Here is a 24,339-nt window from a genome sequence, read left to right as displayed (position 1 = left end):
GTTAATTACAAACTTTTATACCTATAAAACTACAGTAGTATCTTTAGAAAAAACAGCATTAGCGATATATATTAAATACCTATTAAAAAAATATTTTTAATATGATATTTTATAAAATTTGATTATATAGCCTTTCAGTGTATAGATGAGCTAATTTTTTATGTTTTAAAATATAATATTAATAATACATACATATTTTTAATATTTATTGACAATGTTTTATTTTAATTGTACAATAAAACTGCAGTGATATAATATAATACTTTAGCTAAAGAATAACCAATCATGCAATTTATAAATTTAATATAATTTTTAAGGAGAATTCAATAATGGACACATTATATAACACCGCAAAAGAATTCGGGAAAACTCATCTATTACCGGAAGCAAAAGATGTTGACATTAAAGGTCGTTTCCCAAAAGAAGGAATTCAAGCGCTAAGAGATGCCGGATATTTTGGACTGGTTATCCCTACTAAATACGGCGGACAAGGTAAAGGGGTATTAGCTCACGCCGAAGTATGTACCGGTCTAGCCGAAAGTTGTGCTTCCGCTTCATTATGCTATATGATGAGTAATGTAGGTTCATACTGTCTATCATTATATGCCAGCGAAGAATTAAAACAGGAAATTTTACCGAAAGTTGCTAGCGGAGAAATTATCTTAGGATTAGCTTACAGTGAAACCGGATCAGGCACACATTTTTACAAACCTGATATGACAGAAGAACCGCATGACGGTTACTCTATTCTAAATGGTAAAAAAAGCTTCGTAACTACTGCACGTGAAGCAGATTATTATTTAACTATTACAAAATCCATTGTGGACGGCACTATTAATTTGTGGCTTGTTCCTGCTGACAGCAACGGTTTAACATTTGATGAAGCCGGTTGGAATGGTGTCGGTTTACGCGGAAATGTTTCGGAACAAATGTATCTAAAAGATACTAAAGTTGACCATTTCTATAAAATAGACGGTAACGGTGACGGCGACAGACTTATCTTTGTTGTCGGTCTTGCATCGGCTTGTGCCGGAATTTCTATGGCTATTGCTGATGAAGCTGTTAGATACACAACATCAAGAAAATATACAAGCGGAAAATCTTTAGCCGAAATTGAAACTGTTGAAACTCATTTAGGTGATTTATATTCAAGAGCTTATGCTGCACGTGAAACACTGTTCTCAGCTGCTCGTAGCGTTGATAATAATGATGAAGACGCATTTAAAAATTGTATCGCAGCACGTGTTACATCTACAAAAGCAGCTGTTGAAAATGGGCACGAAGGAATGCGTGTTTGTGGCGGTATCGGATATGTTAGAAATCATCTACCTATGGAACGCTTAATGCGTGATTCTCTAGCGGGTCAAGTTATGGCTCCCGGTATTGATGTACTTCGTATTTGGCTTGGTAGATTACTTGCTGACTTAGATTATTTAGCAATCATGAAATAAACCATACTATATTTATAATTTAAAAAGAGAAAACAAGGAGAATTATTGTTATGAGTAAGATAAAAGTAGGAGCTGTTGTTTATGCTCCACAGGTAACTGTTATTTGGGGAATTATCGCTGACTATTTTAAAGAAGCCGGCATGGAAATTGAAACAGTATTCTTCAAAGATTATCGTTCTCAAGATAAAGCACTTTTAGACGGCGAAGTAGATATTATTTGGAACTCTCCTTTAGCATTTGTTGAGTGTGACATAAAATCTAACTCAAAAGCTACTTATAGCTATATGAGAGATACTGACCAAGACAGAACCAGTTGTTTCCTTACTAAAAAAGACAGCGGTATAAAAACTACCGAAGATTTACGTGGAAAAACAATCGGCTTCGGAGCCGTTGATTCACCTCAAGCCCGTTTGATACCGATTCAACATCTTAGAGAAAACGGCCTTGAGTATAATAAAGATTACAAAGAAGTAACTTTTGATGTTGCTTTAGGTTTAGACGGTGACCACGAAGGTGGAGAGTATGATGCATTGGAAGCACTAAGACGCGGTGAAGTAGATGCTTGTGTAACAACTGATAATAACCGTCGTTCATGGGAACTTAGCGGTAAATTAGATCCTAACCAAATTATAGTTTGTTCTACTACCGGACTATATGACCACTGTATATTCTCTGTAAGAGAAGGATTCCCTAAAGATCTATTAGAAAAATGGGAACAAATTCTTTCTGCTATGGATTATAACAATCCTAAACATAAAGAAATGATGGACATGGAAGGTCTTAAAAAATGGGTTCCGGGCAGACGCTCAGGCTTTACCCTATTAGAAAAAGCTGTTGATTATTTAAAATATTTTGATTAAAAATAACAATTATAAATTAGAAAGGTATCAATTTGTTGTACAAATTGTATTGGGGTGAAATCACAAAGGATTTCACTGACAAAATAAATAAGTTATATTATCCTAGTTGTGATTTCAAAATCACCCCTTGGGAAAAATTATTATGAATGAGAATAACAAAATTAAACCCAATGGATTGGCTTTATTGCCATTTATAATATTCGTTGGTATGTATTTAGGGGTCGGTATTATCCTAACACTTAATGGAGATAAGTTAGGATTTTACACCGTTCCCGCTTATATTTCTACTATTGTCGGTATTATTGCAGCCTTTATTTTATTTAGAGATTCAGTTAATAAAAAATTTGAACAACTTGTTGCAGGTTGTGGGGAGTCCAACATTATTATTATGTGTCTTGTTTTCTTGTTGGCAGGTGCTTTTTCAAAAGTTACCGCCAATATGGGTAGCGTAGATTCTGTTGTTAACCTTGGACTAACATACATCCCACCTCAATTTTTAGCGGCCGGAGTATTTATTATTGCTTCTTTCGTTTCCTTTTCTATCGGAACAAGCGTCGGTACCGTCGCTACCATGGGAGCAATAGTCTTTGAGCTTGCCAGTAAAACCGGCATCTCTCCTGCATTGATGCTCGCTACTCTTTTGTGCGGTGCAATGTTTGGGGACGGATTAACTGTAATCTCTATGACAACTATTGCATCAACTAAAATCTTAAATATAGATATTAATTCAAAATTTAAAAATCATCTAAAATTAGTTGTCCCAGCTTTCGTGTTAACCGTGATTTTACTACTTGTTTTCGGTTCTCCAAAAGATATCGGGAACATTAATATAGGTGACTTCAGTTTTGTAAAAATTATTCCATATATTTTTGTTTTAGTCGTCGCCTTGATCGGCGTCAACGTCTTCATGGTATTAACCTGTGGAATTATTTTATCAGGTATGATTGGTATTGCAACCAAAGACTTTACCCTTTTAAAATTTACTACCAGTATTAATGAAGGGTTTATGGGAGTCATCGATGTATTAATATTCTCTTTACTTATCGGTGGGCTTGCTTATATGGTTCAGCAACACGGGGGTATAGAATGGCTAAATGTTAACTTGAAAAAATTTATAAAAGGAAAAAAATCTGCACAAATCGTATCATTATTAATGATGATGATTGTTAACATCGCTTTAGCCAACAATACTGTATCGGTTATTATAACCGGAGCAGTTCTTGGCGACGTTTCTAAAAATTTCAAAGTTGACCCTAGAAAAATGTCAAGTATCGTCTGCGTAGCCGCCTGTGTTACTCAAGGTCTTATTCCATATGGAGCACAAGCATTGATGGTAACCAGCTATTCTAACGGAGCAGTCGCTCCCGTTCATTTAATACCATATTTATGGTACTTCTTCTTATTGATATTAAGTACGGTAATTTCTGTATTTATTCCGTTTGATAAAGATAAGACAGAATGGGATTATGAAACACACGCTCCAGTAGCAAGCACTAAAGCATAAAATTAAATATAAATTAAGTGGAATAAAGAAAATGTTCTTAACTTTATTCCACTTTCAATATATTATTTTTTTACAATCATATGATCATAATGTTCATGACCGATATATATTTCACAATCTTTTTTAAAACCGTAACTTTCATACAGTCTTCTTGCTCCATGATTCGATTGTGCCACATTTAGACTTTTTAAACTATAGTTCTCTTTTACAAACTGCGTAAGTAACTTATTGCCAACACCTTTTCCACGACTGTCGCTAAAAACATACAATGTATCCAAATAATATTCATTAGGCAGCAATTCATCATAATCAAAAATAATTGTTTCAGGTTGTAGATCAAACCTTTTCCCTGCATCATTAAACCAAAAATCTCTCATTTCATCTAATTTATTATAATGGTAACCAAATGAAAATCCAAGTATTTCCCCATTTTCTTCGTAAACTGTACAATATTTATGACTAAACCTATCTTCTTCCGATTCAAAAACGTAATTTAAAATTTCTTGAAATGTTTTCATCGATACTTCTTTTAGTATATCAATCTCCAATGATTCAATAAACTCACCAAGCCCTTCAAGTACCTTCTTATCTTCTTTAGTAGCTTTTCTTATCATAATAATATATTGCTCCTATACTCTATTTACTTATTTTCTACTTCTCCAACATTGGCATATTTTGCAAATGAAGGTTCATAATTTCTTACACTATAACCTAATTCTTCTAAAATAATTGCAACATACGCAGCACGAACACCGGTAGTGCAATATGTAATCAACTGTTTATGTTTATCCAACCCTTTGTTTTCTACATACTTCTCCAACTCTGTTCTTGTTTTTATAAAACCATTTTCATCTACTAATGAATTAAACGGCAATGATATAGCATTAGGTATATGCCCTGCTTTATTTTCTCCATAAATTACTCTTCCATTATATTCTACTTCCAAACGTGTATCAATAATTTGAACATCTTCTTTTCCTATCAAAGATAACAGTTCATCTGTAAAAATAGCTTTTCTATTATTAACAGCCTCTTTTCTTTCAATATCACTTACATCTATTCTATCTTGTTTCGGATTATATTTTTTATTAAAACCTAATTTTTCTACTTGCTTAAATCCACCGTCAATTATTTTCACATTATCGAAGCCTACATAATTAAATGTATATATAATACGCCCTTCATCACCAAAACCTTGATCGGGCATTGTAAATCCGTAAACTATTACTTCTGAATCAGGGGTAATATTAAGTTTTGAAAAAATTTGTTGATAATTTTCCTTAGTTAATAATTTCCCTAATTCTTCCCCTCCGAACTCTCCAAGCAAACTAATATTCGTCCAATCGACAACAGTTGCTCTATCATACATTAATGCACCTTCTTCCAACATTCCGCCGCGTGCATCAATCACGACAAGATTATCGTTATCTCTATTTTGCGATAAATACTCTACATCCACTAATTTTCTAAAATCAAATTTTGTCATATTTACCGTTCCTTTCTAATTATTTAATATACGAATTATTATAACATATCCCAAAATAAAAATCATATTTTCCACTTATTTTCAACCTATTTCTAAATATTTTGTACTAATACATTTTAAGGTATGTATAAAATAAAAAGTTAAATATATCCTTTAAAACGAATTATCTAATAATATAGGTTTTAAATATTTACTAACTTTAGGAATATAATTTTAAATCGGAAACAATACTATTTACAAAACAAAATATTTATGATATACTAAATCGGAATAATTTTGAATTAAAAAACTAAAAGGAGTTATTATGACAAAAAATAATAAGAAAAAAATAATTATTACAGGTGCATGTGGTACGGTTGTCATTGGATTATCAGCCTTTGCCGGATATGAATATGGCAAATATTCTAATAATTATCCTCATCAACCAATCCACAACATAGCACAAGCGAAAAAAATAAACTATGCCGATAAAATCAGCACTGTCGTTGTAAGTGAAATAACTGAAGACGGTTATGCTACTTTACATGGTGATCATAGCCATTTTGTAAAAGGGCTTGTACCATATAATGCCAAAATTTTAGAATCTCTTGTTTATAAAGATGATAAATACGTCCTTAAAGATGAAGATATTCAATACGAATTAGCTCAAGGTTATGTTATTAAAGTAAATGGTAAATTTTACTACTACCCTAAAAAGGGAGTAACCCAAACAAATGTTGTTGACGAAAAAACTGCAAGAGAAATAACAGCACATTCACATCATCATAGCCATTCCGAAGGTGAAAAAGAAGATAACTACACTTTTAATCCTAAAGATATTGTTAGTGAAACTGCTGACGGCTATGTAGTTCGTCACGGCGATCACTTCCACTATATTAAAAAAAGTGATTTAACCGCCCAACAATTAGCACAAGCAAAAAAACACGGTGTCAATACAGTATTAGCATCGTCAACAGCCGGAATTACCACACCCACAAGTGACGGTTATATTTTCAAAGGAGAACGTGATATTATAGGCAGAAATAGTTTAGGTTTTATCGTTCGTCACGGTAATCACCAACACTTTATTCCATATAGCCAGTTACGTGGCACAAAATGGGAATATCTATTATCTTCACCTTCAACACCATCTCATAATCATAATAACACACCTTCTGTACCTTCTACAGAAGATAACTACACTTTTAATCCTAAAGATGTTGTTTCTGAAGATGAAAATGGTTATATTGTTAAACATGGTGACCATTATCATTATATTCCGAAAAAAAATAATAATTCCAATAACGGCACACAAACACCGGATAAACCTAAACCGAATACACCCACACAAGATGACAAAAAAGATTTTAACAGCATCTTAAAATTCCCGGGAATTCATTTTACCACAAGCGACGGATTTTTATTGAGCGAAAACGACAAAATCACTACTACTTCTTCCGGAATTTCAGTAAAACATGGCAAACATGAACATTTTATCTACTATTACCAACTTGTTAATAGTAAATTTGAAAACTTAATTCCTAGTGAATATAAAGATAAAGCAAAAGATGAATATGCAAAACTGGAGCAAGAAGTAACTAAAAAAATTAATTACCTTGCACGTAAAAATAATGCTGATGCTAAAGAATTTCATTTTGTTGTGACAAATGAAGGTAATGCAATTGAATTTAAAGGTAAAACAACGTTGTTAAAAGATATTGTTATCGACAATACAGCAGATAACACAAAACCTAATGACACAGATGAAGATAAATCACTACAAGAAAAAATCAATTATTTAGCAAAATCGTTAAATATCGACCCATCTACTATTAAAGTTATTGATACCGACAAAGGAAAAGCATTAGTATATCCGCATGGCGATCACAGTCATACTATCTTAGCAAAAGACATTGATACTTCTAAACCGATAGAAGATCCACATCACAATGCCGGTGCCGATACACTTAAAAAACTAGGTTTTGACGATGATATTATCCATGATATTCAACATGCTTCTGCGGATACCGATTTCCCTACTCATGAAACTGATACAGAAAAAATGAAAGAATGGTTAAAAACTGTCAAATATCTAAATATAGGACAAAATAAAGACCCACTAAAACGTAAAGGTCTTGACCTTATGCCTAACATTGAAGTTCTTGGTGTAGGATTTACACCGATTGACGATATTACACCGGTTTATAAATTCAAAAAATTAAGACACTTATATGTATCAAAAACCGGTATTAAAGACTATTCATTTATTAAAAATATACCAACACTGGAAGGAATTGACTTTTCCGAAAATGATGTTGATGATATTTCGTTCTTAAAAGATTATCCTAATCTAAAATTAGTAGCCGCAGCCGGAAATAATATTAAAAATATTGATGTTCTTAAAAATCTTAAAAACTTGGAATCATTAAACCTTGATAACAATAAAATTAGCGATATTTCCGCTCTAAAAGATTTAACACACTTAAAAGCGGTAAGTTTGGAAAATAATAATATTACAAAACTTGATGCCTTTAATAATAAACCTGAGTTAAGTCGCTTATTCTTATCTAATAACGGCGGTTTAGAACTTGCTACACTTAAAAATAATAACCTTGAACAATTAACGGTAAATAACTGTAATATTCGTGATTTAAGTGTTGTTTCCAACCTACCTAAATTAAAAAACTTGGTAGCAAATAATAATAAAATTTCCACCCTTTCGCATCTTAAAAATGCTAAAAGTTTAGATTCAGTTGAAGTAAATAACAATAATATAGATCGTTTAGACTTTGAGAACAATACTATTACAAGTTTGGAAATTAAAAACAACAAACTGGATAATATTAATAACATACATAAATTAACATCACTTGAAAATCTTGATGCAAGCGATAATGAAATTAGCGAACTTCCAACAAATAAACACAACAAACTAGTTAATTTAACACTAAGTAATAACAAAATCACAACACTGGAAAATGTGAACAACCTTACTGCATTAAAATATTTAACAATGTCTAATAATTATGTATCGACACTAGTGCTAAAAGAAAAAAACAAAACACTTGAATATTTAGATATTAGTCATAATAATATATCAAAAGAAGAATTAACCATTCCTAGCGGGAAAAAGATTCCTAAAGGTATAGCAGATAATTTCGAAAAAGTTGACGGCGGTGATGTTAAAGATAACTACACACTATCTGCCGATTATATTACCAATGAAGCAAAAAAACTTCAAGAAGAAATTTTAAAACTTAAAAATGAGAAAAAATTAGATTCTAAAATTGCTGACGAATTAAAACAAAAAGCGCGTCTCATTGATCTTGATATTACATACAGTATAGATAAAAGTAAAAATAAATTAATCAGCTTAGAAAAACAACTTAATGAAATACGCAAAGATGTTAAAGAACGTTTAACTAATAATCAAACATCGCATAATAATGATAATCAAGGAAATCAAAACTCTCACCACGATGAAAACGAAGAACATAAATTTGAATTTGATGTTAATAATATAATTCGTGAAGAAGGTGACGGCTATATTGTAAAACATGGCGATCACAATCATTTTGTTAAAAAATCGGATTTAACCGCTGAACAATTAGAACAAGCTAAGAAATTTTTAGCAAACAAAGAAAACGGTTCAACCACTACCGATAAAGAAACTTTAGCTAAAAAGAAAAATTATATCGCCCTATTCTACGGAATAAAAGAAACTGACATTAAAGTCGAAAATAATACATTAGTCTTTAACTACAAAGGTACTGTCAAACGATTGGTACTTAGTGACATAACCGTTCCGGCGATGAGCGATGACTTAGAAGCAGATTTTGAAAAAGAAATTACCGCACTGGCTACCAGCATGAATACAACGGTTGAACATATCCAAGTTCAAGACGGACAAATGATAGTTAATCATGGTGATCACAATCACTATTATCCGATAAAAAGTCCGGGATGGAGATTATACAACCAAAATAAAATACCTTATATTGAAATTCCAAAAGTAAAAGGAACCATTGATGAAGCTGTTGTTAATAACAAAATAACCGAATTGGAAAACAAAGCAAAAGTCGTTTTAGCTAAAAATCCTGCTAAATTAAGAAAAGTTTTAGCATGGCTTAATAATTTCAGAGAAGTCAGCCTAGCTTGGCACGTAACAGCGACCGATGGATATTTACAAGCACTGGCTACTTTTGAAAAAACTCAATTAAATGGCTAAAAATACTTGACATTTACTACAAATATGGTAGAATAAATCTAAATAAATATATAATTTGATTATAGACATGTTTTAATCTAAATACTTTACAGAGAGGATATGGTTGGTGAAAATATCTAAGTCATATTTTAAAATTCTACTATAACTTTTATCAAATTGATGTTTTAAAGAATCCAACGGATTAAATTTGGGTGGAACCACGGTGAAAATTAATCGTCCCTTGCGTTTTAATAAACGCAGGGGATTTTTATTTTATCACTTAAGCTACTAATAAATAAAAAAGGAGAAATATTTATGTTAGATATTAAACTATTTAGAGCAAATCCTGAAATGGTTAAACAAAAATTAGCGGCTCGTAACCTCGAAACAGATGTTGTCGATTTATTAATCGATCTTGATAAAAAACGTCGTACTCTTCTTGTTAAAGTAGAAGACCTAAAAGCACTTCGTAATAAAAAAAGTGAAGAAATCGCTATTTTAAAAAGAAAACGTGAAGATGCCAGTGATGTTATAACTGATATGAAAAACGTATCTGATGAAATTACTGCATTAGATATTGAAGTAAAACAAATCTCTGATGAAGTCAACGAAAAAATTATTCGTATTCCTAATCTAATTTCTGATGAAACACCAATAGGTGAAGATGAAGACGAAAATATCGAAGTACGTCGAATCGGTCAGGTCAGAGAGTTTGGCTTTGAACCGAAAGCACACTGGGATCTTGTCGAAGAACTGGATATTGTTGACTTTGAACGTGCTGCTAAAATAGCCGGTAGCCGTTTTGTATTCTATAAAAAAGCCGGAGCATTACTGGAACGTGCCTTAATTAATTTTATGCTGGATACTCATGTTCTAGAACATGGTTATGAAGAATTTATGGTTCCACAATTAGTTAATCGTAATTCATTATTCGGTACCGGACAGTTTCCTAAATTTGTTGAAGACGTTTATACAATAGAATCAGAAGGATTAACGCTTATTCCAACTGCTGAAGTTCCTTTAACAAACTACTACAACGGTGAAATACTAAGCGAAGATATGTTACCGAAAGCAGTTACATCATTTAGTGTTTGCTTCCGTTCAGAAGCCGGAAGTGCCGGGCGTGATACTCGAGGTTTAATTCGTCTTCATCAATTCAATAAAGTTGAAATGGTTCGCTTTGCTAAACCGGAAAATTCATATGAACAACTTGAAATCATGACTTCACATGCAGAAAATATATTAAAAAAATTAAACCTACCATATCGTGTTATCACGCTATGCTCAGGTGATACCGGATTTTCTAGCGCAAAAACCTATGATATTGAAGTATGGTTACCAAGCTATAATGCTTATAAAGAAATAAGTTCTTGCTCTAACTGTACCGACTTCCAAGCAAGACGTGCTAATATGCGTTTTAAACGTGAAGACACCGGAAAAATAGAATTTATACACACGTTAAACGGTTCAGGTTTAGCTGTCGGTCGATGCTTAGCAGCAATTATCGAAAACTATCAAAATGAAGACGGTTCTATCACAATACCGGAAGTTTTACGCCCATACATGAGAAATATTGAAAAAATAGAAAAAATCTAATTTATTATATCCTTAAAATGAACTAATCTTCTAACCCGGCTCATTTTAAGGATATTTTCTGCTTTAATAATTTACGATTATAAAAATAATTAGTATAGTTTTACTATCCATACTAATTATTATATATCCATTATTATATTCCATTTTCTACTAATCAACTGAGATTTCACTAAATTTTAAACTAATTACCATAAAAATCTTTAGTTTTCTTTTTTATTTTTCCAACAATCAGCATTATCTATTTTTATCGGTAAATTATCCAGATAAAACTCCGGATTTTTCCCTTGTTTATGTTGTTTAACATAATCTTTTAATACCACATAAACTATCGATGATAAGCCTATTATAGCAATTAAGTTAAGCAAACTCATTACACCCATTGTTACATCGGCAAGTCCCCAAACTAAGTTCAAATCCATGACACTTCCAATATAAACAAAAATACAAACTATAACACGATATATATTTACCGCCCATTTTTTAGGTATTAAATACTGAATATTAGTTTCTCCATAATAGTAATTTCCAATTACTGAACTATATCCAAATAAGAAAATTGCAACAATTAAAAATATTGTTCCGATACTTCCTATTTGAGAAGTTAATGCAGCTTGCGTTAATTTAATACCCTGAAGTTTATCGTTGCCGTATTCTACTCCCGGATACAAAAGAATTAAAAATGCTGTTGCTGTACAAACCAGACAAGTGTCAAAATATACTCCAAGTGTTTGGATAAATCCCTGCTTCGCCGGATGTGAACTCTCTGCGGTCGCTGCAGCATTCGGTGTCGATCCCAACCCCGCTTCATTGGTAAACATTCCACGTTTTACCCCAAGAAGAATAGAAGTCGCCATTCCAATTACTCCACCACCAACCTGTTCAATACCAAAAGCTGATTTCACTATTTGTCCTAACACTGTTGGGAGTTTATCATAATTAATAACCATTATTATTAAAACAATAAAAAGATAAATGACTGCCATAATCGGAACTAACCACTGCGTTATTTTTACAACCTTAGTTACTCCACCAAAAATAACAAAAACAGTAAGTGCCAACAACACGCCTCCGGCTACTTTTGGATTAATATTATAAACCGCCAGTGATTGAGCAATTGTATTAGTTTGTACTGAGTTAAATGCAATTCCGTAAGTTATTGAAATAACAATGGCAAACAGTATCGCCATCCATTTCTGCCCAAGACCTTTTTCCATATAATAAGCCGGTCCTCCACGATAGACACCCTTTCTATCTCTTACTTTATATACTTGAGCAAGTGTTGACTCCGCAAATGAAGAAGCACCACCAAAAAGTGCAACAATCCACATCCAAAATACAGAACCGGGTCCTCCCATTGCGATCGCAATTGCAACCCCTGCTATAGTCCCCGTTCCAACACGTGATGCTGCTGATATTGTAAATGCTTGAAATGCCGATACTCCTTTTTTTTCTCCATTTTTTCCTATTTTCGGTTTTTCTGTAATTAATCTAAACATTTCTTTTATATAAGTGAACTGTATAAAATTTGTACTGAATGTAAAATATACCCCCGTCACCACAACAAGCCCTATTAGAAAATACGTCCATATAAAATCGTTTAAATTAGTTAACCATGTTAACAAATTATCCATTCTATAATCTCCTTAATAAATTTTTATATTCACTATTATACTTATTAATGATTATTTTTTAAAATATATGTCAAATTTTATAACAATTAAACGCAAAAATAACCTTGAGATTAGTTTTTTCAAAAAAATTCCCAAGGTTATTTATATATTTTTGTTAGATATATTCCATATTTTGAATACTGTTATTATGCTGTGCTTGATTATTATCCGCTACTAAACAACGTTTTCTACTTACTAATATTTCATTTATCTGTATATTATCCAATGAATTATAATCTAACTTATCATGTAGTATTTTCTTACCGCTTTGTACTTGTCTTCTTATGTCACCTGCTGAATATAAAGCGACGACGATAAATATTATTGTTATAGCTATCGTAATTAAATTAACAGTCGATTTTAAATCCGGATTATTCTCAGCTGTGATGTTCATTATTCCGGCAATTTGCGATACACCGAAAATTAAATATAATACCAAGATAACCTTTCTTGCTGTAGTTAACATTAGAGGCCAATATAGAATGACAGAAAGGATAATGTTAAAAACAGTTGATACTACTCCCAGCACCATAATCACTATTAACCATAAAAATAATCTCGAAATAATATCTAATATAGCATCTTCTGCATTCATACCACTTGTTACATTTGTTATTAACATTGGAATAAATTCTAAAAATATTACTACTAAAAATACATATAACAGAAAAGATATTACCGTAACTGCTACATATACTATTCCCCAATTACTTTTCCACACTCTTCCTTTGTATTCTTTGTATAATCGGTATGTATTATAAATAGGTATAAAGGCAAGTCCTTTTTTCACTCCAAGTACCTCAAATAAAATTGCACAAAAAACAACATTTATAATATATGCCATTAATAGTATTATTCCCACAATTATGGCTATTGCTACTAACAATCCTGTTGTAAAATCCGTAAAATCTGTAAAATCCATTGTTCCCATCTCCTTTTTTATGTTTTTTTTAAGAATTGTATATAAATAATGATTAAACTTGATAATGATATTTATTCCGGATGCAACTAGAAAATCTCAATTTCTTAAAGTTGGATTTTGTTAAGCCGTATCTTCAAAATTTACTAGAGGTACCCAAAAATTTTTGTAAAACAAATCTGAATATCGGCAAACTACCTGCGTCTAAATTAAATTATAAACGTTTTTATTAAAAATTAAGACTTTCGAATTATCTCCAAGTATCCATACCACTATCAATTATTGTTAAAATTTATCAAAAAACTTATTTTTTTTACTTATGATAACTTGCTCCCATAATTATACGATATGCCCTATATACCTGTTCAAGTAAAATAACACGCATCATTTGATGTGGGAAAGTCATTTTACTAAATGAAAGTGCATAGTTACTTCGTTTTTTGACACTATCGGATAATCCATAACTTCCACCTATCACAAGTACCACATCACTCTTTCCAGTTGTCATTAAGTTATTGATTTTTTCTGAAAATTTCTCACTTGAAATACTTTCACCGAGTATTTCCAAGGTAATAACATATTGCGTATCTTTTATTTTGGATAAAATATTGTTTCCCTCTTTTTCCATCGCAACTGCTATTTCTGATGAATTTTCAACTTTAACCTTTTCATCCGGTATTTCAACCGTTGTTAATTTAACATATGCACTAAGGCGTTTTTCATATTCTTTTATAGCTTCTCTATAAAATTTTTCTTTTACCTTTCCAACACATAACAATGTTACTTTCATTTTTTACTCTCTTTCGAAAACAAATTTTTCTACTGCATAGGCAAAACCATCTTCATCATTCGACTTTGTAATAAAATCCGCCTTCTCCCTTACTACATCACCGGCATTTGCCATTGCCACACCTACACCTGCAAACTCTATCATACTTAAATCATTTAACCCATCACCAAGTGCGATAACATTTTCTCTTTTAAATCCTAACTTTTTACACAAAGCACTAAGAGAGACACCCTTTGATATTCCTTTATCATTAATTTCTATAAAAAATGGTTTTGACATTGCGACTTCGTAACTATCACTAAGCTCTTTTTCTAATTTTTCCTTTATTCTTAATGCTTCAGTTGGTTCTTTTAAAACAATTACTTTTGCTGCACCCTCATTAATATAATCTTTCATGTTTTCCTTTATCGAAAGTTCAGCACCCACCAGTTCTGATTCTATTCTTGCATATTTATTATCACTATTCGTAAGTATTTTCCCATTTTGATAAGTTAAAATATCGCAATTGTTTTTTAAAGCTACATCTACCAAAAACTTTAATCTCTCTTTTGATAAAAATTTTTCATATACTTACTCTTTCGTTTTTATATTGGTTATTTTTGCACCATTAAAAGATAATAAATAATTATCATAATTATTCAAACCTAATTCTTTTACCATTGGTAACATTCCAAAATCCGGTCTACCTGATGCCAAAACTACTTTAATATCTTTTTTCTTACATCTTTCGATTATTTCTCTATTTTTTTTAGAAATTTCATGTTTGCTGTTCAGCAATGTATCATCTACATCTGTAACAACTAATTTTATCATACATTAGCTCCTTTTTTAATTTACTATGCGTGGTACGTTTTGATTTATAGGAACAAAGTGACGCATAAATCATTACGTACAACGTATGCAAAAACAACTGGAATTATCAAATCACAAAGTGATGAAGATAATTGCTAGTTGTAACTGCTGGGAGGGGCAAAGCCCTCTTAGGGGGCATTGCATTGTACATTTGTGTTTTTAGAAGCAAAGCGACGACAAAAAACTTAGGTACAGCGTATGCAACGAAGACTTACTTTCAAAGAAACAAAGTGACGCTTGAAAGTTTAGTCAAGACCGTCTACGATTTTTATCAATATTGTTTTAATAATATTCTACAAATCTGTTTTCGCCTAGTTCTATACATATATTATATCAGATAACATTATTTTCTCATAGAAAAAAAGAAAAATCATATCACATTGATGTAGTGTTACAATAGATGTGAGACATATAATAAAAAAAAGAAGAGTAAATCCTGTATAATGAAGTTACACCAAATCAAAAAAAGGAATTTACTCTTATGAAAACTATTATAACAGAAAATATAGAAAAAACACAACGATATATACCTCATACTTTACAAACAAGAATAGCTGCAGTTAAAACTTATAGATTGGTATTAATTTTATTATATCTAAAACACTAAACTTATTTTCATCAAAAACAAATTCTTTAGAATCAATATTTGTACGTAAAGGAAATATTCCTTCTTCATTTAAATCTACTATATTTTCTCCATGCATTTTTAATTTTTTATATTTATTAAAAATTTTCTTAAAGCTTTTCACTTCACCGTCATAGTTTATTTCACCATCACTAATTAAAATCATTCTCTTACATACTTTTTCAATATCCGAAATCTCATGAGTTGTTAGTATGATAGTTGTATTATACTTCTCATTTATTTTTAGTATTAATTCCATAATCTTCTTCTTTGTTTCTATATCTAAACCAATTGTTGGTTCATCTAAGAACACCAATTGAGGCTTATGAATAATACTAGCTATAAATTCTCCGCGCATTCTTTGTCCTAAAGAAAGTTGCCTCACTGGTTGATATAAGTACTCTTTTACATTTAATTCTGTTATCAAATAATCTAACCATTTTTTATTATCTACTTCATAGATTTTTGATAAATACTCAAAAGAATCAATTAATGGTAAATCCCACCATAAATGTGATTTTTGTCCAAATAGCACACCTATATTTTCAGCATTTTTTTGCCTATTAACAAATGGATCTTTACCAAACACTTTTATTGATCCTTTTGTACTAGTTAGTATCCCTAACAGTAATTTTATAGTTGTGGATTCCCCAGCTCCATTATTTCCTATATATCCTACAATTTCACCTTCTTTTATACTAAAATTTATGTCCTTCAATGCTTGTTTAATTATCTTTTCCGTATTGAAAAAGCTAATTCTATTTTTTATTATGTAGTCTTTACTAAGTCTTTTAACAATAATTATCTCTTTCATGATATTTCCTCATATTTTTAAATTTTTCTATATATTAATGTTTTTTACAACATAACTATTGTTTTTATGAATTTTCTTTATATATGTTTTTACCATAAATTAAATACCGTTCTTTATCCAAGACTTTTTCATAACTCCTAATATTATTAATACTAAAACAAAAATAGAAGCAATATATAGTAAAATTTCCGGTATATTTAACATACTATAATCACCTGTAGAAAAATACTTTTCAAAACCTTTGTAAGTCTTATTGGTAGCGTCAAAGAAAGAAAAAATTGAACTTCCACCTAATATGCTATTTATAACTATTCCTGCTATCCAAAAAACTATATTCACTCCGAATGAAAAAAGTATATTAGAAAATAAATATGCAAAGATACCGGAAGTTAATAAAATACTAATAATTACACTAATAAAATAAAAACATATTATTAAAAAATCATCAAATTTATTATAGTACAGAGATAGTATTATCAGTGATGATATAGTCGATAGGAAATACCAAAAACAAACCACTAAAATTTTTTCGAAAAAATATTTAAAAACTGTATAGTTTAAAGTTTTATAAAATATAATATTTTTTTCTTTATAATCAACATTAATAAAATTTATAATAGGAATAGATATTATTAACGGACCGAACTGAGTAAATACCGTATATACAGACAGAATAAATTGATAATAATTAACTTGATTTATATTATCTATAGTCTTCAGCAAAATATATCCAAATACAAACATAACATATGACGATAAAGTTATGAATAAAAACAATTTATTATTTAAAGATCGTCTAAATTCCATATTTATATATCTCCTTTTATATATTTTTCAATAACTATTTCTTTGTTTTTATACTCTTTTATATTATTATTCTCTATTAAATAATATTTCCCTTCTAACTCAGACAAATCCGCCATGTTATGTGTAATATTTAAACATATAGTTTCTTTAAATTCGTTAATATAATTTTTTATGAATTTATACAATTCTAATGTAGTTTGTTTATCTAGTCCATTTGTAAATTCGTCAAAAATAATAATCTTAGGTTTTTTCATTAAATAAAATAATAATTTTAATTTTTGTTTTTGTCCATCGCTTAATTTTGATATTTGAATATTTTTATCTATATTTTGCATATTAAGTGTATCTTTTAATTTATCAATAAAACACTTGTCATTATTTAATACTCTCTCTAAATCGCTCCACTTTAAGTCAGAAGGAATATTACTATATGAAGCTATTATTACAAAATCAGTTGCACACACTTCTCCAGAATAATCAAATCTTTTCTCCAATGTCTTTACTAGACAAGATTTCCCAGATCCATTTCTGCCTATTAAATGCGATATTCCGCTACTAAACTCTATATTTACATCATCAAATAATTTTTTATTTCCTACTTTCAAAGAAAAATTTTTAAATTTCATCCTTTTTATCCTTTCCATAGACTAATTATATACCAAATAGATAAAATTATATTTAATAATACTATTACCTTAATAATTACTTTGTTTCTCTTATGCATTTTCTTCATTTATAAAAATATTATATCAAAATAACTAATATGTTCCAATATAATATATTACAAAATATTTAGTTTATACAAATAAACCTACCATAGAATTTATTTCTACAGTAGGCTCACATCTTACCTTAATAATTCATTTGCTTTTTGTTGCACTTTATTGTAGTCATAACCGGCACTAGTAAGTCTATTAACCCTACCTTGTCCATTATCTCACATTCCTCTTGGGCTACATCAATTAAGTTATTGATTGTAGCATCACCGTGTAATAACTTATTCGTTATATTTAATACTTCAAGTATTCTTCTTACAGGATTTTGGATACACATCATTCTTTCCATCTCCTCTATTTATTATACAGCTTATATTTTTGTACTTTGTATAACTTAAAAGTATCGGCATTACCATAATTGAGTTGCTGTAACACCATATACAATCTTTTTTATTTAGCACCTGTTTACTTTTTCTTATGCCCCGTATTTGGTATATTCCTCATCTTTATTAACATAAATTTAATATTTATTTACAATTTTATATTTTCTAATAATATGTTGCAACTGTTTTTGTGTGATTTTTTCTTTTTTATAATCGATATTTTCCTCAGTTAAATAATTTAAAACACGTCGTATACTTACATAACCGGTTTTTGCTATAATAATGTGGTCTAACATCTCTATTCCCACTATCTCCCCAACTTCTAATAAATTAACCGTTGTTTTAATATCTTCCAACGATGGTGTTGCATCACCACTCGGGTGATTGTGAATACATATTACACTTGATGCACTGTTTTTTATTGCATTTTTGAAAATTTCTCGCGGGTGAATAATTGACATACTAAGACTACCTTTAAAGACTTCTCGCTGTTGTAAGATTTTTCCCTTTGTATTAATATCAAGTGTAATAAAAATTTCTTGTGTTAAATTTTCTAATGAGGATTTTAAATAATGTGCTATTACATTAGGGTTATTGCATATTACTTCAGGTTGCTCGGTTGCATAAATTCTTCTTGCAAATTCAATATTTGCTAGTATATGAATGGCTTTTTCATCACCAATTCCTTTATGCTTAGTTAATTCATTAAAAGTTACCTCACGAAGATTCCTTATTCCTCCGGCATCTTTTAAAATACCGGTAGCAAGTTCTAACACATTTTTTTCTTTTGTTCCCGTTCTTAAAAGTATTGCCAAAATTTCTCTATCACTAAGAGATGTTGCACCAAGTGTTCTTAATTTCTCCCTTGGGCGTTCATCCATCTCTAACTCTTTAATCGTATATCCCTTTACCATAAAATTGCCTCCCTTATTAAAATTATTGTTAAATAGGATAAAGTAATAAACGGCACCAAAGCAATCTTAGACCCTTTTTTTACTTTATTTAAAATTAATAACCCTACCGCAAAACCTCCGGCATATAAAAAAGTAAAAATCAGCAAATACAATCCCTCGTAAAAATTAAGACTAAGAGCTAAAATACAAAAAATTTTTATATCACCGTATCCCATTTTAAAACGTGTTAAAAAATATAAAATATGAAATAGAACAATTAATCCAAAAAAATTATAGAAAGAAAAAAATTTAAAATTATAAATTGCAAAAATTATACTGCAAAATAATAACGGGAAAAATAATTCATCAACCACTTCAAAATGCTTCACATCTTCAATAGAAATAAAGGAAAGTAAAACAGCAATTACAAGATGAAAAATACTTAAAAAAATAAACTGCTCCTGAAAAATAAAATATAATAAGGTTAACGTACTTGCAACAACTTCATACATAAAAATATCAATAGGAATATGAGTATGACAATAGCGGCAACGCCCTTTACTGATAATAAAACTCACAATCGGTATTAAATCACTTAACCCCAATAGGTGCTTACAGCTATCGCAACAACTTCTTCTATATAAGAAACTTCTTTTATTGCTACTGTCAATAAAACATTTTATTCCACTTGCAAATACACTCATTATTACAACATAAAAACAAAGTAATACTCCCTTTTCCATATTATTTCTCCCTAAAATAAATAACATTTATAGCCTTATTGTATCATACTGAAAAATATTTTAAAATAGATTTTAACCTAAAATAAAGACAGCTTTTTGGCTGCCTTTATCTTTCGTGTCTATTCATTATTTAACAGGTAATACCGCACCATTCCATTTTTCTTGAATGAATTTTTTAGTATCTTCCGATTTTAATGCTTCCAAAATTTTCTTAACAACAATTTTATCTTTATCTCCTTCACGTACTGCCAAAATGTTACCATATGGGTTATCTTCTGTTGCTTCTTCAACCAAAACAGGATCTTTTATCGGGTTCAAACCATTATCAACCGCAAAATTGGCATTAATAGAAACTAAATCACCCTCTCCATTTTCGTAGAACTTAGTCATTAAGGCAGGATCATTCTCGTAACTGAATTTCAAGTTTTTAGGGTTTTCAGAAATATCATCAAATGTAGCTGTTATCGGATCAACACCATCTTTAACTTTTACCAATCCTTTTTTAGCTAATAATTTAATTACACGTCCCCACTCAGATTTATTATTACTTACTAATATCTGTGCTCCATCTTTTAACTCAGAAACATCTTTTACTTTTTTAGAGTATAACCCGATCGGTTCTAAGTGTACTGCGCCGGCATTTTCAATTTTATAACCATTTTCTTTGACCGCATTTTCTAAAAACGGTAGGTGTTGGAAATAGTTAATATCTATTTCTTTATCGTTTAACGTTTTGTTAGGTACATAATAATCTTGGTAAGTAATAATATCTAATTTGATTCCTTCTTTTTCCAACTGTGGTTTAACATGCTCCAATAATACCGCATGTGGAACGTTAGTTGCTCCTACTTTAACAGTTACAGGATTGCTCGGGTCTAATTTTTCAACATCAATACCTTTTTTCTCGCTTGATTTACTTGAACAAGCTGTTAAAACTACTACAAGTGCTAAAAGACTTGCAACGAATGATAATATTTTCTTCATATGAAAATCTCCTTTTATATTATAATATTTTTTTGTTAACTGTGAGTTTTCCATAAAATAAAAACACCCCTACTCTCCTAAGAGAATAAGGGCGAAATCAATTTCACGGTACCACCTTACTTTTCGTAAATACGAACTCAATCACTACATTTGAATATATTATATATCCAAAGATAATGTGCATTTATAACGTAATGCACACGAAAAGAGTTTGTTTAAAACTCACTCTTTTTACCATTCAAACCATTTTCATATATCGTCTACATTATGTGCTTACACCTACCCACACTCTCTGAAAAAGTTCTTATATACTACTTATTTGAATATTGGTAATTCTTAACTTGAATATATCTTATCACCATCGGTATTAATTGTCAATAGTTTTTCTAACTTTTTACTAAATTTTTTGAAAATTCTTTTTTGTAAAGGTTTTAATTTGGGCGTTTGTCTATCTAAAAAATACATTTTCCTAAATAATCAATAAAATAACACAAATTTTTTATTTAAAATTATTTTTTTCTAACCACTCGTTTATAATTGATATTGTAACACTTCTAAATTTCGGTGCTTCGTACATATGATCAGAACCTTGAATAATTTTTAATTCAGAATTTTTATAACGTTTCGCTGTAGCTTTTGCGATATTGGGTGAAACCATTTTATCATCTGTGCCGGTTATTACTAGAACCGGTTCTGTTACTTTATCAAAATCTACACTTGCACCTTTTTGTCTATCTAAAAACGGTAATGCCATTTGAAAATATACAAAACCGGACTCCGGAACCAGCTTAGCAAATTCTCTTTCTTTATCATGTAATTCCTGATTATTCATACAGTAATCATAAAAAGCATGCTTATATGGTGGCATAGGCTTTTTCCAAAAACCCCAACGTAAAAAATGTTTATAAAAACAAATTATCATATTTGGATAAAAAGCAAAAATTCCTGTAGCCGGTGCCGTTCCCATAAGTACAATACCCTCTACCTTTGTTCTAACAGCTACTAGTTGTGCTATCAATCCACCGAGTGAATGCCCTAATATTATCGGCGGTTCATTTAAACTTTCTACCAGTTGCACAATATCCTCCACATAATCATTAAGGCTTACCGTTCCGACTTTTTCTTCAACTTCTTTATACGGTAAATCATGGTATCGAAGACTTGGTGTATAAACTCTTAAACCTAGTTTTTCCAATTCCACAGCGAATTCTCCCCAGACACTTCCGTCACACCATGTACCATGAATCAAAACAATATTCTTCATAACACTATCTCCTTTAGTAAATTAAATTTTACACTTATTATACTTTAATTAACAAAAAAATAAAATTATTTTGAGAGTGTTTGAAAAATATATTTTTTGAAAGTATTTATAATTTATAGAACTTTAACAAAATTTTAATATATTTTACTTTTACCAAATGTTAATATTAAATTTAGATAGAAAAATTTTAGTAAAAATCTAAGGGGGGATTAACCACACATCCTCCTGCATTTTTTTAAAACAAGTAGCTTAATAGTCAACAAGAAAAAACAACTTTATCAAAAGTTTAAGTGAAGCATCTCTTTACTAACAATGTTAGTTTTTTCTATTTATTTTATACCATATTTTTCTATATATAAATTTTCAATAATATAAAATAAACTCTATAAATTTATTTCATAATATGATTTACTTTTTTGTTTTACATTTACTGTAACTCCACAGTTATTTTTAAGTTTATTTTAAGTTTTGTACATTTGTAAATGATGTGAGACAAAAAAGTAAAAAATAAATACTGGATATAATAGAATTACATAGAAGCTAGCTTCTATGTAAACCGTATGAAGCCCCCGACGTAAATTACATTATTTGATTAGATTTGCCAGCTTTAATTCCTTAGAGAACATTTCAGATTTCTAAAACTTATTTGTCAAGGATTTGAAAAAGGCGTAGCCCTTGTCCTTGACAAATAAGTTGTGAAATCTATTATCTAACAAGGAATTATAAAGCCGGCATATTTTTATAGACTCTTTCCGTAGCTCTTTTCTTTTTTCAACAGGAGAAAGCCAATTTAAAGTCTGCATAGGAAGACGGTTAGAGCGATATAGATACTTTTTCATCTGAGATATAAGATCATCATACGAAAAGAAAGATAAATGCCTGTAAAAACGTTCATTATCATTTCTATGACTACGTTCAACCTTACCGTTATGTCTAGGAGTTCTAGGTCTAATAAGTTGATGTTTAATGCCAAGATTATTACACAATACATCAAAAGGGTGTATTCGTTTAGTATCTTTAAAATGCGTAAATTCAAAACCATTATCAGTTTGAATTATCTTGGGTTTATACCCAAAATAATCAATAGCCATTTTAACAAATTGAACAGTAGAGTATGATGATTGTTCTTTAAAAGGGAAAATAAATCTTTCCCTAGTAGCTTCATCAATGATAGTATATTGATAAAATTTATCAGGAATTTCTCCTACATAACAACGTTTAGGAACATATTTCACATCAAGTTGCCATTTTTTACCAATTTCAGTAGGTGTGTCATAAGGTTTAGGTTTATAAGGAATTACTTTTTTCTTAGTATCTTTATAAAAGCCTAATTTTCTAAGTACTCTAAATAAAGAACAAGGATGTCTTTTATAACCTTTGTTGAATTTAAGTTTAGCATATAATTCAATCATAGAAATATTAGGATTACGTTTAATAAGATTTTTAATCCAAGACAATTCTTCAACTGTATGGGCGTTAGGGTGAATAGAATGAGGTCTATGAGACTTATCTATAAGAGACTCTTTAGTACCGTCATATTTTTTATTCCAACGCAAAAGAGAGGCTTTTGATATTTTATAGCGCCTACAAATAAAGCGGATAGAGTTACCATTTCTATAAGTTTTAACTGCAGCTATTCTTGTTTGTAAAGTATGAGGTATATATCGTTGTGTTTTTTCTATATTTTCTGTTATAATAGTTTTCATAAGAGTAAATTCCTTTTTTTGATTTGTAGGTAACTTCATTATACAGGATTTACTCTTCTTTTTTTTATTATATGTCTCACATCTATTGTA

The 24,339-nt window shown here is 30.1% G+C and carries 17 protein-coding genes and 3 pseudogenes; 5 read left to right on the top strand and 15 right to left on the bottom strand.

All coding sequences use genetic code 11. The features are described from left to right. Nucleotides 1-329: 329 nt before the first annotated feature. From BQ7358_RS01750 to BQ7358_RS01740, 3 genes are all read left to right on the top strand, one after another. Nucleotides 330-1,451: an acyl-CoA dehydrogenase family protein gene (locus tag BQ7358_RS01750; protein WP_072520143.1), complete on the top strand. Its 1,122-nt coding sequence runs from the start codon at nt 330-332 to the stop codon at nt 1,449-1,451. A gap of 50 nt (nt 1,452-1,501) precedes the next feature. Beyond that, nucleotides 1,502-2,311, top strand: coding sequence for a phosphate/phosphite/phosphonate ABC transporter substrate-binding protein (locus tag BQ7358_RS01745; RefSeq protein WP_072520142.1), 810 nt, complete (start codon nt 1,502-1,504; stop codon nt 2,309-2,311). A gap of 142 nt (nt 2,312-2,453) precedes the next feature. Next, nucleotides 2,454-3,815 carry a Na+/H+ antiporter NhaC family protein gene (locus BQ7358_RS01740; protein WP_062172979.1) on the top strand — a complete coding sequence of 454 codons (1,362 nt, stop codon included), beginning with the start codon at nt 2,454-2,456 and terminating at the stop codon, nt 3,813-3,815. Between the two features lie 62 nt (nt 3,816-3,877). Here the strand turns inward: BQ7358_RS01740 and BQ7358_RS01735 are convergent, their stop codons facing one another. Both BQ7358_RS01735 and BQ7358_RS01730 read right to left on the bottom strand, forming a co-directional pair. After that, entirely contained in the window at nt 3,878-4,429 is a 552-nt protein-coding gene (locus BQ7358_RS01735) for a GNAT family N-acetyltransferase (protein WP_062172978.1), read from the bottom strand. 26 nt (nt 4,430-4,455) lie between these two features. Then, complete coding sequence (locus BQ7358_RS01730) at nt 4,456-5,301, bottom strand: sulfurtransferase (RefSeq protein ID WP_062172977.1); 846 nt, start codon at nt 5,299-5,301, stop codon at nt 4,456-4,458. 304 nt (nt 5,302-5,605) lie between these two features. On the opposite strand from BQ7358_RS01730, the gene BQ7358_RS01725 reads away from it, so the two are divergent. Both BQ7358_RS01725 and serS read left to right on the top strand, forming a co-directional pair. Then, on the top strand, nt 5,606-9,508 hold the full coding sequence (locus BQ7358_RS01725) for a pneumococcal-type histidine triad protein (RefSeq protein ID WP_062172976.1): 3,903 nt from the start codon (nt 5,606-5,608) through the stop codon (nt 9,506-9,508). Between the two features lie 294 nt (nt 9,509-9,802). After that, on the top strand, nt 9,803-11,083 hold the full coding sequence (gene serS, locus BQ7358_RS01720; protein ID WP_072520141.1) for a serine--tRNA ligase: 1,281 nt from the start codon (nt 9,803-9,805) through the stop codon (nt 11,081-11,083). A gap of 200 nt (nt 11,084-11,283) precedes the next feature. Here the strand turns inward: serS and BQ7358_RS01715 are convergent, their stop codons facing one another. From BQ7358_RS01715 to BQ7358_RS01655, 13 genes and pseudogenes are all read right to left on the bottom strand, one after another. Next, nucleotides 11,284-12,714 (bottom strand): alanine/glycine:cation symporter family protein, encoded by a 1,431-nt coding sequence (locus BQ7358_RS01715; protein ID WP_062172974.1) that lies wholly within the window; start codon nt 12,712-12,714, stop codon nt 11,284-11,286. Between the two features lie 154 nt (nt 12,715-12,868). Next, entirely contained in the window at nt 12,869-13,675 is an 807-nt protein-coding gene (locus tag BQ7358_RS01710; RefSeq protein WP_062172973.1) for a hypothetical protein, read from the bottom strand. 310 nt (nt 13,676-13,985) lie between these two features. Then, nucleotides 13,986-14,462, bottom strand: a complete 477-nt coding sequence (gene rlmH / locus BQ7358_RS01705; protein WP_072520140.1) for a 23S rRNA (pseudouridine(1915)-N(3))-methyltransferase RlmH — start codon at nt 14,460-14,462, stop codon at nt 13,986-13,988. 3 nt (nt 14,463-14,465) lie between these two features. Continuing rightward, nucleotides 14,466-15,275, bottom strand: a pseudogene (locus BQ7358_RS01700) (Cof-type HAD-IIB family hydrolase). Between the two features lie 599 nt (nt 15,276-15,874). Next, nucleotides 15,875-16,753 carry an ABC transporter ATP-binding protein gene (locus BQ7358_RS01695; protein ID WP_083577626.1) on the bottom strand — a complete coding sequence of 293 codons (879 nt, stop codon included), beginning with the start codon at nt 16,751-16,753 and terminating at the stop codon, nt 15,875-15,877. A 99-nt stretch (nt 16,754-16,852) separates the two neighbouring features. Further along, nucleotides 16,853-17,560 (bottom strand): ABC transporter permease, encoded by a 708-nt coding sequence (locus BQ7358_RS01690; protein ID WP_062172971.1) that lies wholly within the window; start codon nt 17,558-17,560, stop codon nt 16,853-16,855. A gap of 2 nt (nt 17,561-17,562) precedes the next feature. Beyond that, nucleotides 17,563-18,186: an ATP-binding cassette domain-containing protein gene (locus tag BQ7358_RS01685; RefSeq protein WP_062172970.1), complete on the bottom strand. Its 624-nt coding sequence runs from the start codon at nt 18,184-18,186 to the stop codon at nt 17,563-17,565. A 221-nt stretch (nt 18,187-18,407) separates the two neighbouring features. Beyond that, nucleotides 18,408-18,458 (bottom strand): annotated as a pseudogene (locus BQ7358_RS09260) (hypothetical protein); the annotation flags it as partial. 338 nt (nt 18,459-18,796) lie between these two features. Next, nucleotides 18,797-19,573 (bottom strand): RadC family protein, encoded by a 777-nt coding sequence (gene radC / locus BQ7358_RS01675; RefSeq protein ID WP_062172968.1) that lies wholly within the window; start codon nt 19,571-19,573, stop codon nt 18,797-18,799. Continuing rightward, nucleotides 19,567-20,295 carry a prepilin peptidase gene (locus tag BQ7358_RS01670; RefSeq protein WP_062172967.1) on the bottom strand — a complete coding sequence of 243 codons (729 nt, stop codon included), beginning with the start codon at nt 20,293-20,295 and terminating at the stop codon, nt 19,567-19,569. Before BQ7358_RS01670 ends, radC begins: the two co-directional genes overlap by 7 nt. A 126-nt stretch (nt 20,296-20,421) precedes the next feature. Next, complete coding sequence (locus BQ7358_RS01665; protein ID WP_062174677.1) at nt 20,422-21,279, bottom strand: MetQ/NlpA family ABC transporter substrate-binding protein; 858 nt, start codon at nt 21,277-21,279, stop codon at nt 20,422-20,424. Nucleotides 21,280-21,778: 499 nt separating this feature from the next. Then, a complete protein-coding gene (locus BQ7358_RS01660) occupies nt 21,779-22,543 on the bottom strand; it encodes an alpha/beta fold hydrolase (RefSeq protein ID WP_062172966.1) in 765 nt (254 codons plus the stop codon). Between the two features lie 755 nt (nt 22,544-23,298). Further along, a pseudogene (locus BQ7358_RS01655) lies at nt 23,299-24,249 on the bottom strand (DDE-type integrase/transposase/recombinase); the annotation flags it as partial. Between the last annotated feature and the right edge of the window lie 90 nt (nt 24,250-24,339).

It is taken from the genome of Gemella massiliensis, from assembly GCF_900120125.1.
In the GTDB taxonomy this organism is placed as follows: Bacteria; Bacillota; Bacilli; order Staphylococcales; family Gemellaceae; genus Gemella; species Gemella massiliensis.
The sequence above is the reverse complement of the archived record's forward strand: the minus strand, read 5'-3'. Positions and strand labels throughout refer to the sequence as shown.

Coding starts and splice junctions, on each gene's coding strand:
- BQ7358_RS01745 (WP_072520142.1), top strand. CDS start 1,502: ATGAGTAAGATAAAAGTAGGAGCTGTTGTTTATGCTCCACAGGTAACT.
- BQ7358_RS01730 (WP_062172977.1), bottom strand. CDS start 5,301: ATGACAAAATTTGATTTTAGAAAATTAGTGGATGTAGAGTATTTATCG.
- serS (WP_072520141.1), top strand. CDS start 9,803: ATGTTAGATATTAAACTATTTAGAGCAAATCCTGAAATGGTTAAACAA.
- BQ7358_RS01715 (WP_062172974.1), bottom strand. CDS start 12,714: ATGGATAATTTGTTAACATGGTTAACTAATTTAAACGATTTTATATGG.
- BQ7358_RS01750 (WP_072520143.1), top strand. CDS start 330: ATGGACACATTATATAACACCGCAAAAGAATTCGGGAAAACTCATCTA.
- rlmH (WP_072520140.1), bottom strand. CDS start 14,462: ATGAAAGTAACATTGTTATGTGTTGGAAAGGTAAAAGAAAAATTTTAT.
- BQ7358_RS01695 (WP_083577626.1), bottom strand. CDS start 16,753: ATGAAAGAGATAATTATTGTTAAAAGACTTAGTAAAGACTACATAATA.
- radC (WP_062172968.1), bottom strand. CDS start 19,573: ATGGTAAAGGGATATACGATTAAAGAGTTAGAGATGGATGAACGCCCA.
- BQ7358_RS01670 (WP_062172967.1), bottom strand. CDS start 20,295: ATGGAAAAGGGAGTATTACTTTGTTTTTATGTTGTAATAATGAGTGTA.
- BQ7358_RS01660 (WP_062172966.1), bottom strand. CDS start 22,543: ATGAAGAATATTGTTTTGATTCATGGTACATGGTGTGACGGAAGTGTC.
- BQ7358_RS01740 (WP_062172979.1), top strand. CDS start 2,454: ATGAATGAGAATAACAAAATTAAACCCAATGGATTGGCTTTATTGCCA.
- BQ7358_RS01685 (WP_062172970.1), bottom strand. CDS start 18,186: ATGAAATTTAAAAATTTTTCTTTGAAAGTAGGAAATAAAAAATTATTT.
- BQ7358_RS01735 (WP_062172978.1), bottom strand. CDS start 4,429: ATGATAAGAAAAGCTACTAAAGAAGATAAGAAGGTACTTGAAGGGCTT.
- BQ7358_RS01710 (WP_062172973.1), bottom strand. CDS start 13,675: ATGGATTTTACAGATTTTACGGATTTTACAACAGGATTGTTAGTAGCA.
- BQ7358_RS01725 (WP_062172976.1), top strand. CDS start 5,606: ATGACAAAAAATAATAAGAAAAAAATAATTATTACAGGTGCATGTGGT.
- BQ7358_RS01690 (WP_062172971.1), bottom strand. CDS start 17,560: ATGGAATTTAGACGATCTTTAAATAATAAATTGTTTTTATTCATAACT.
- BQ7358_RS01665 (WP_062174677.1), bottom strand. CDS start 21,279: ATGAAGAAAATATTATCATTCGTTGCAAGTCTTTTAGCACTTGTAGTA.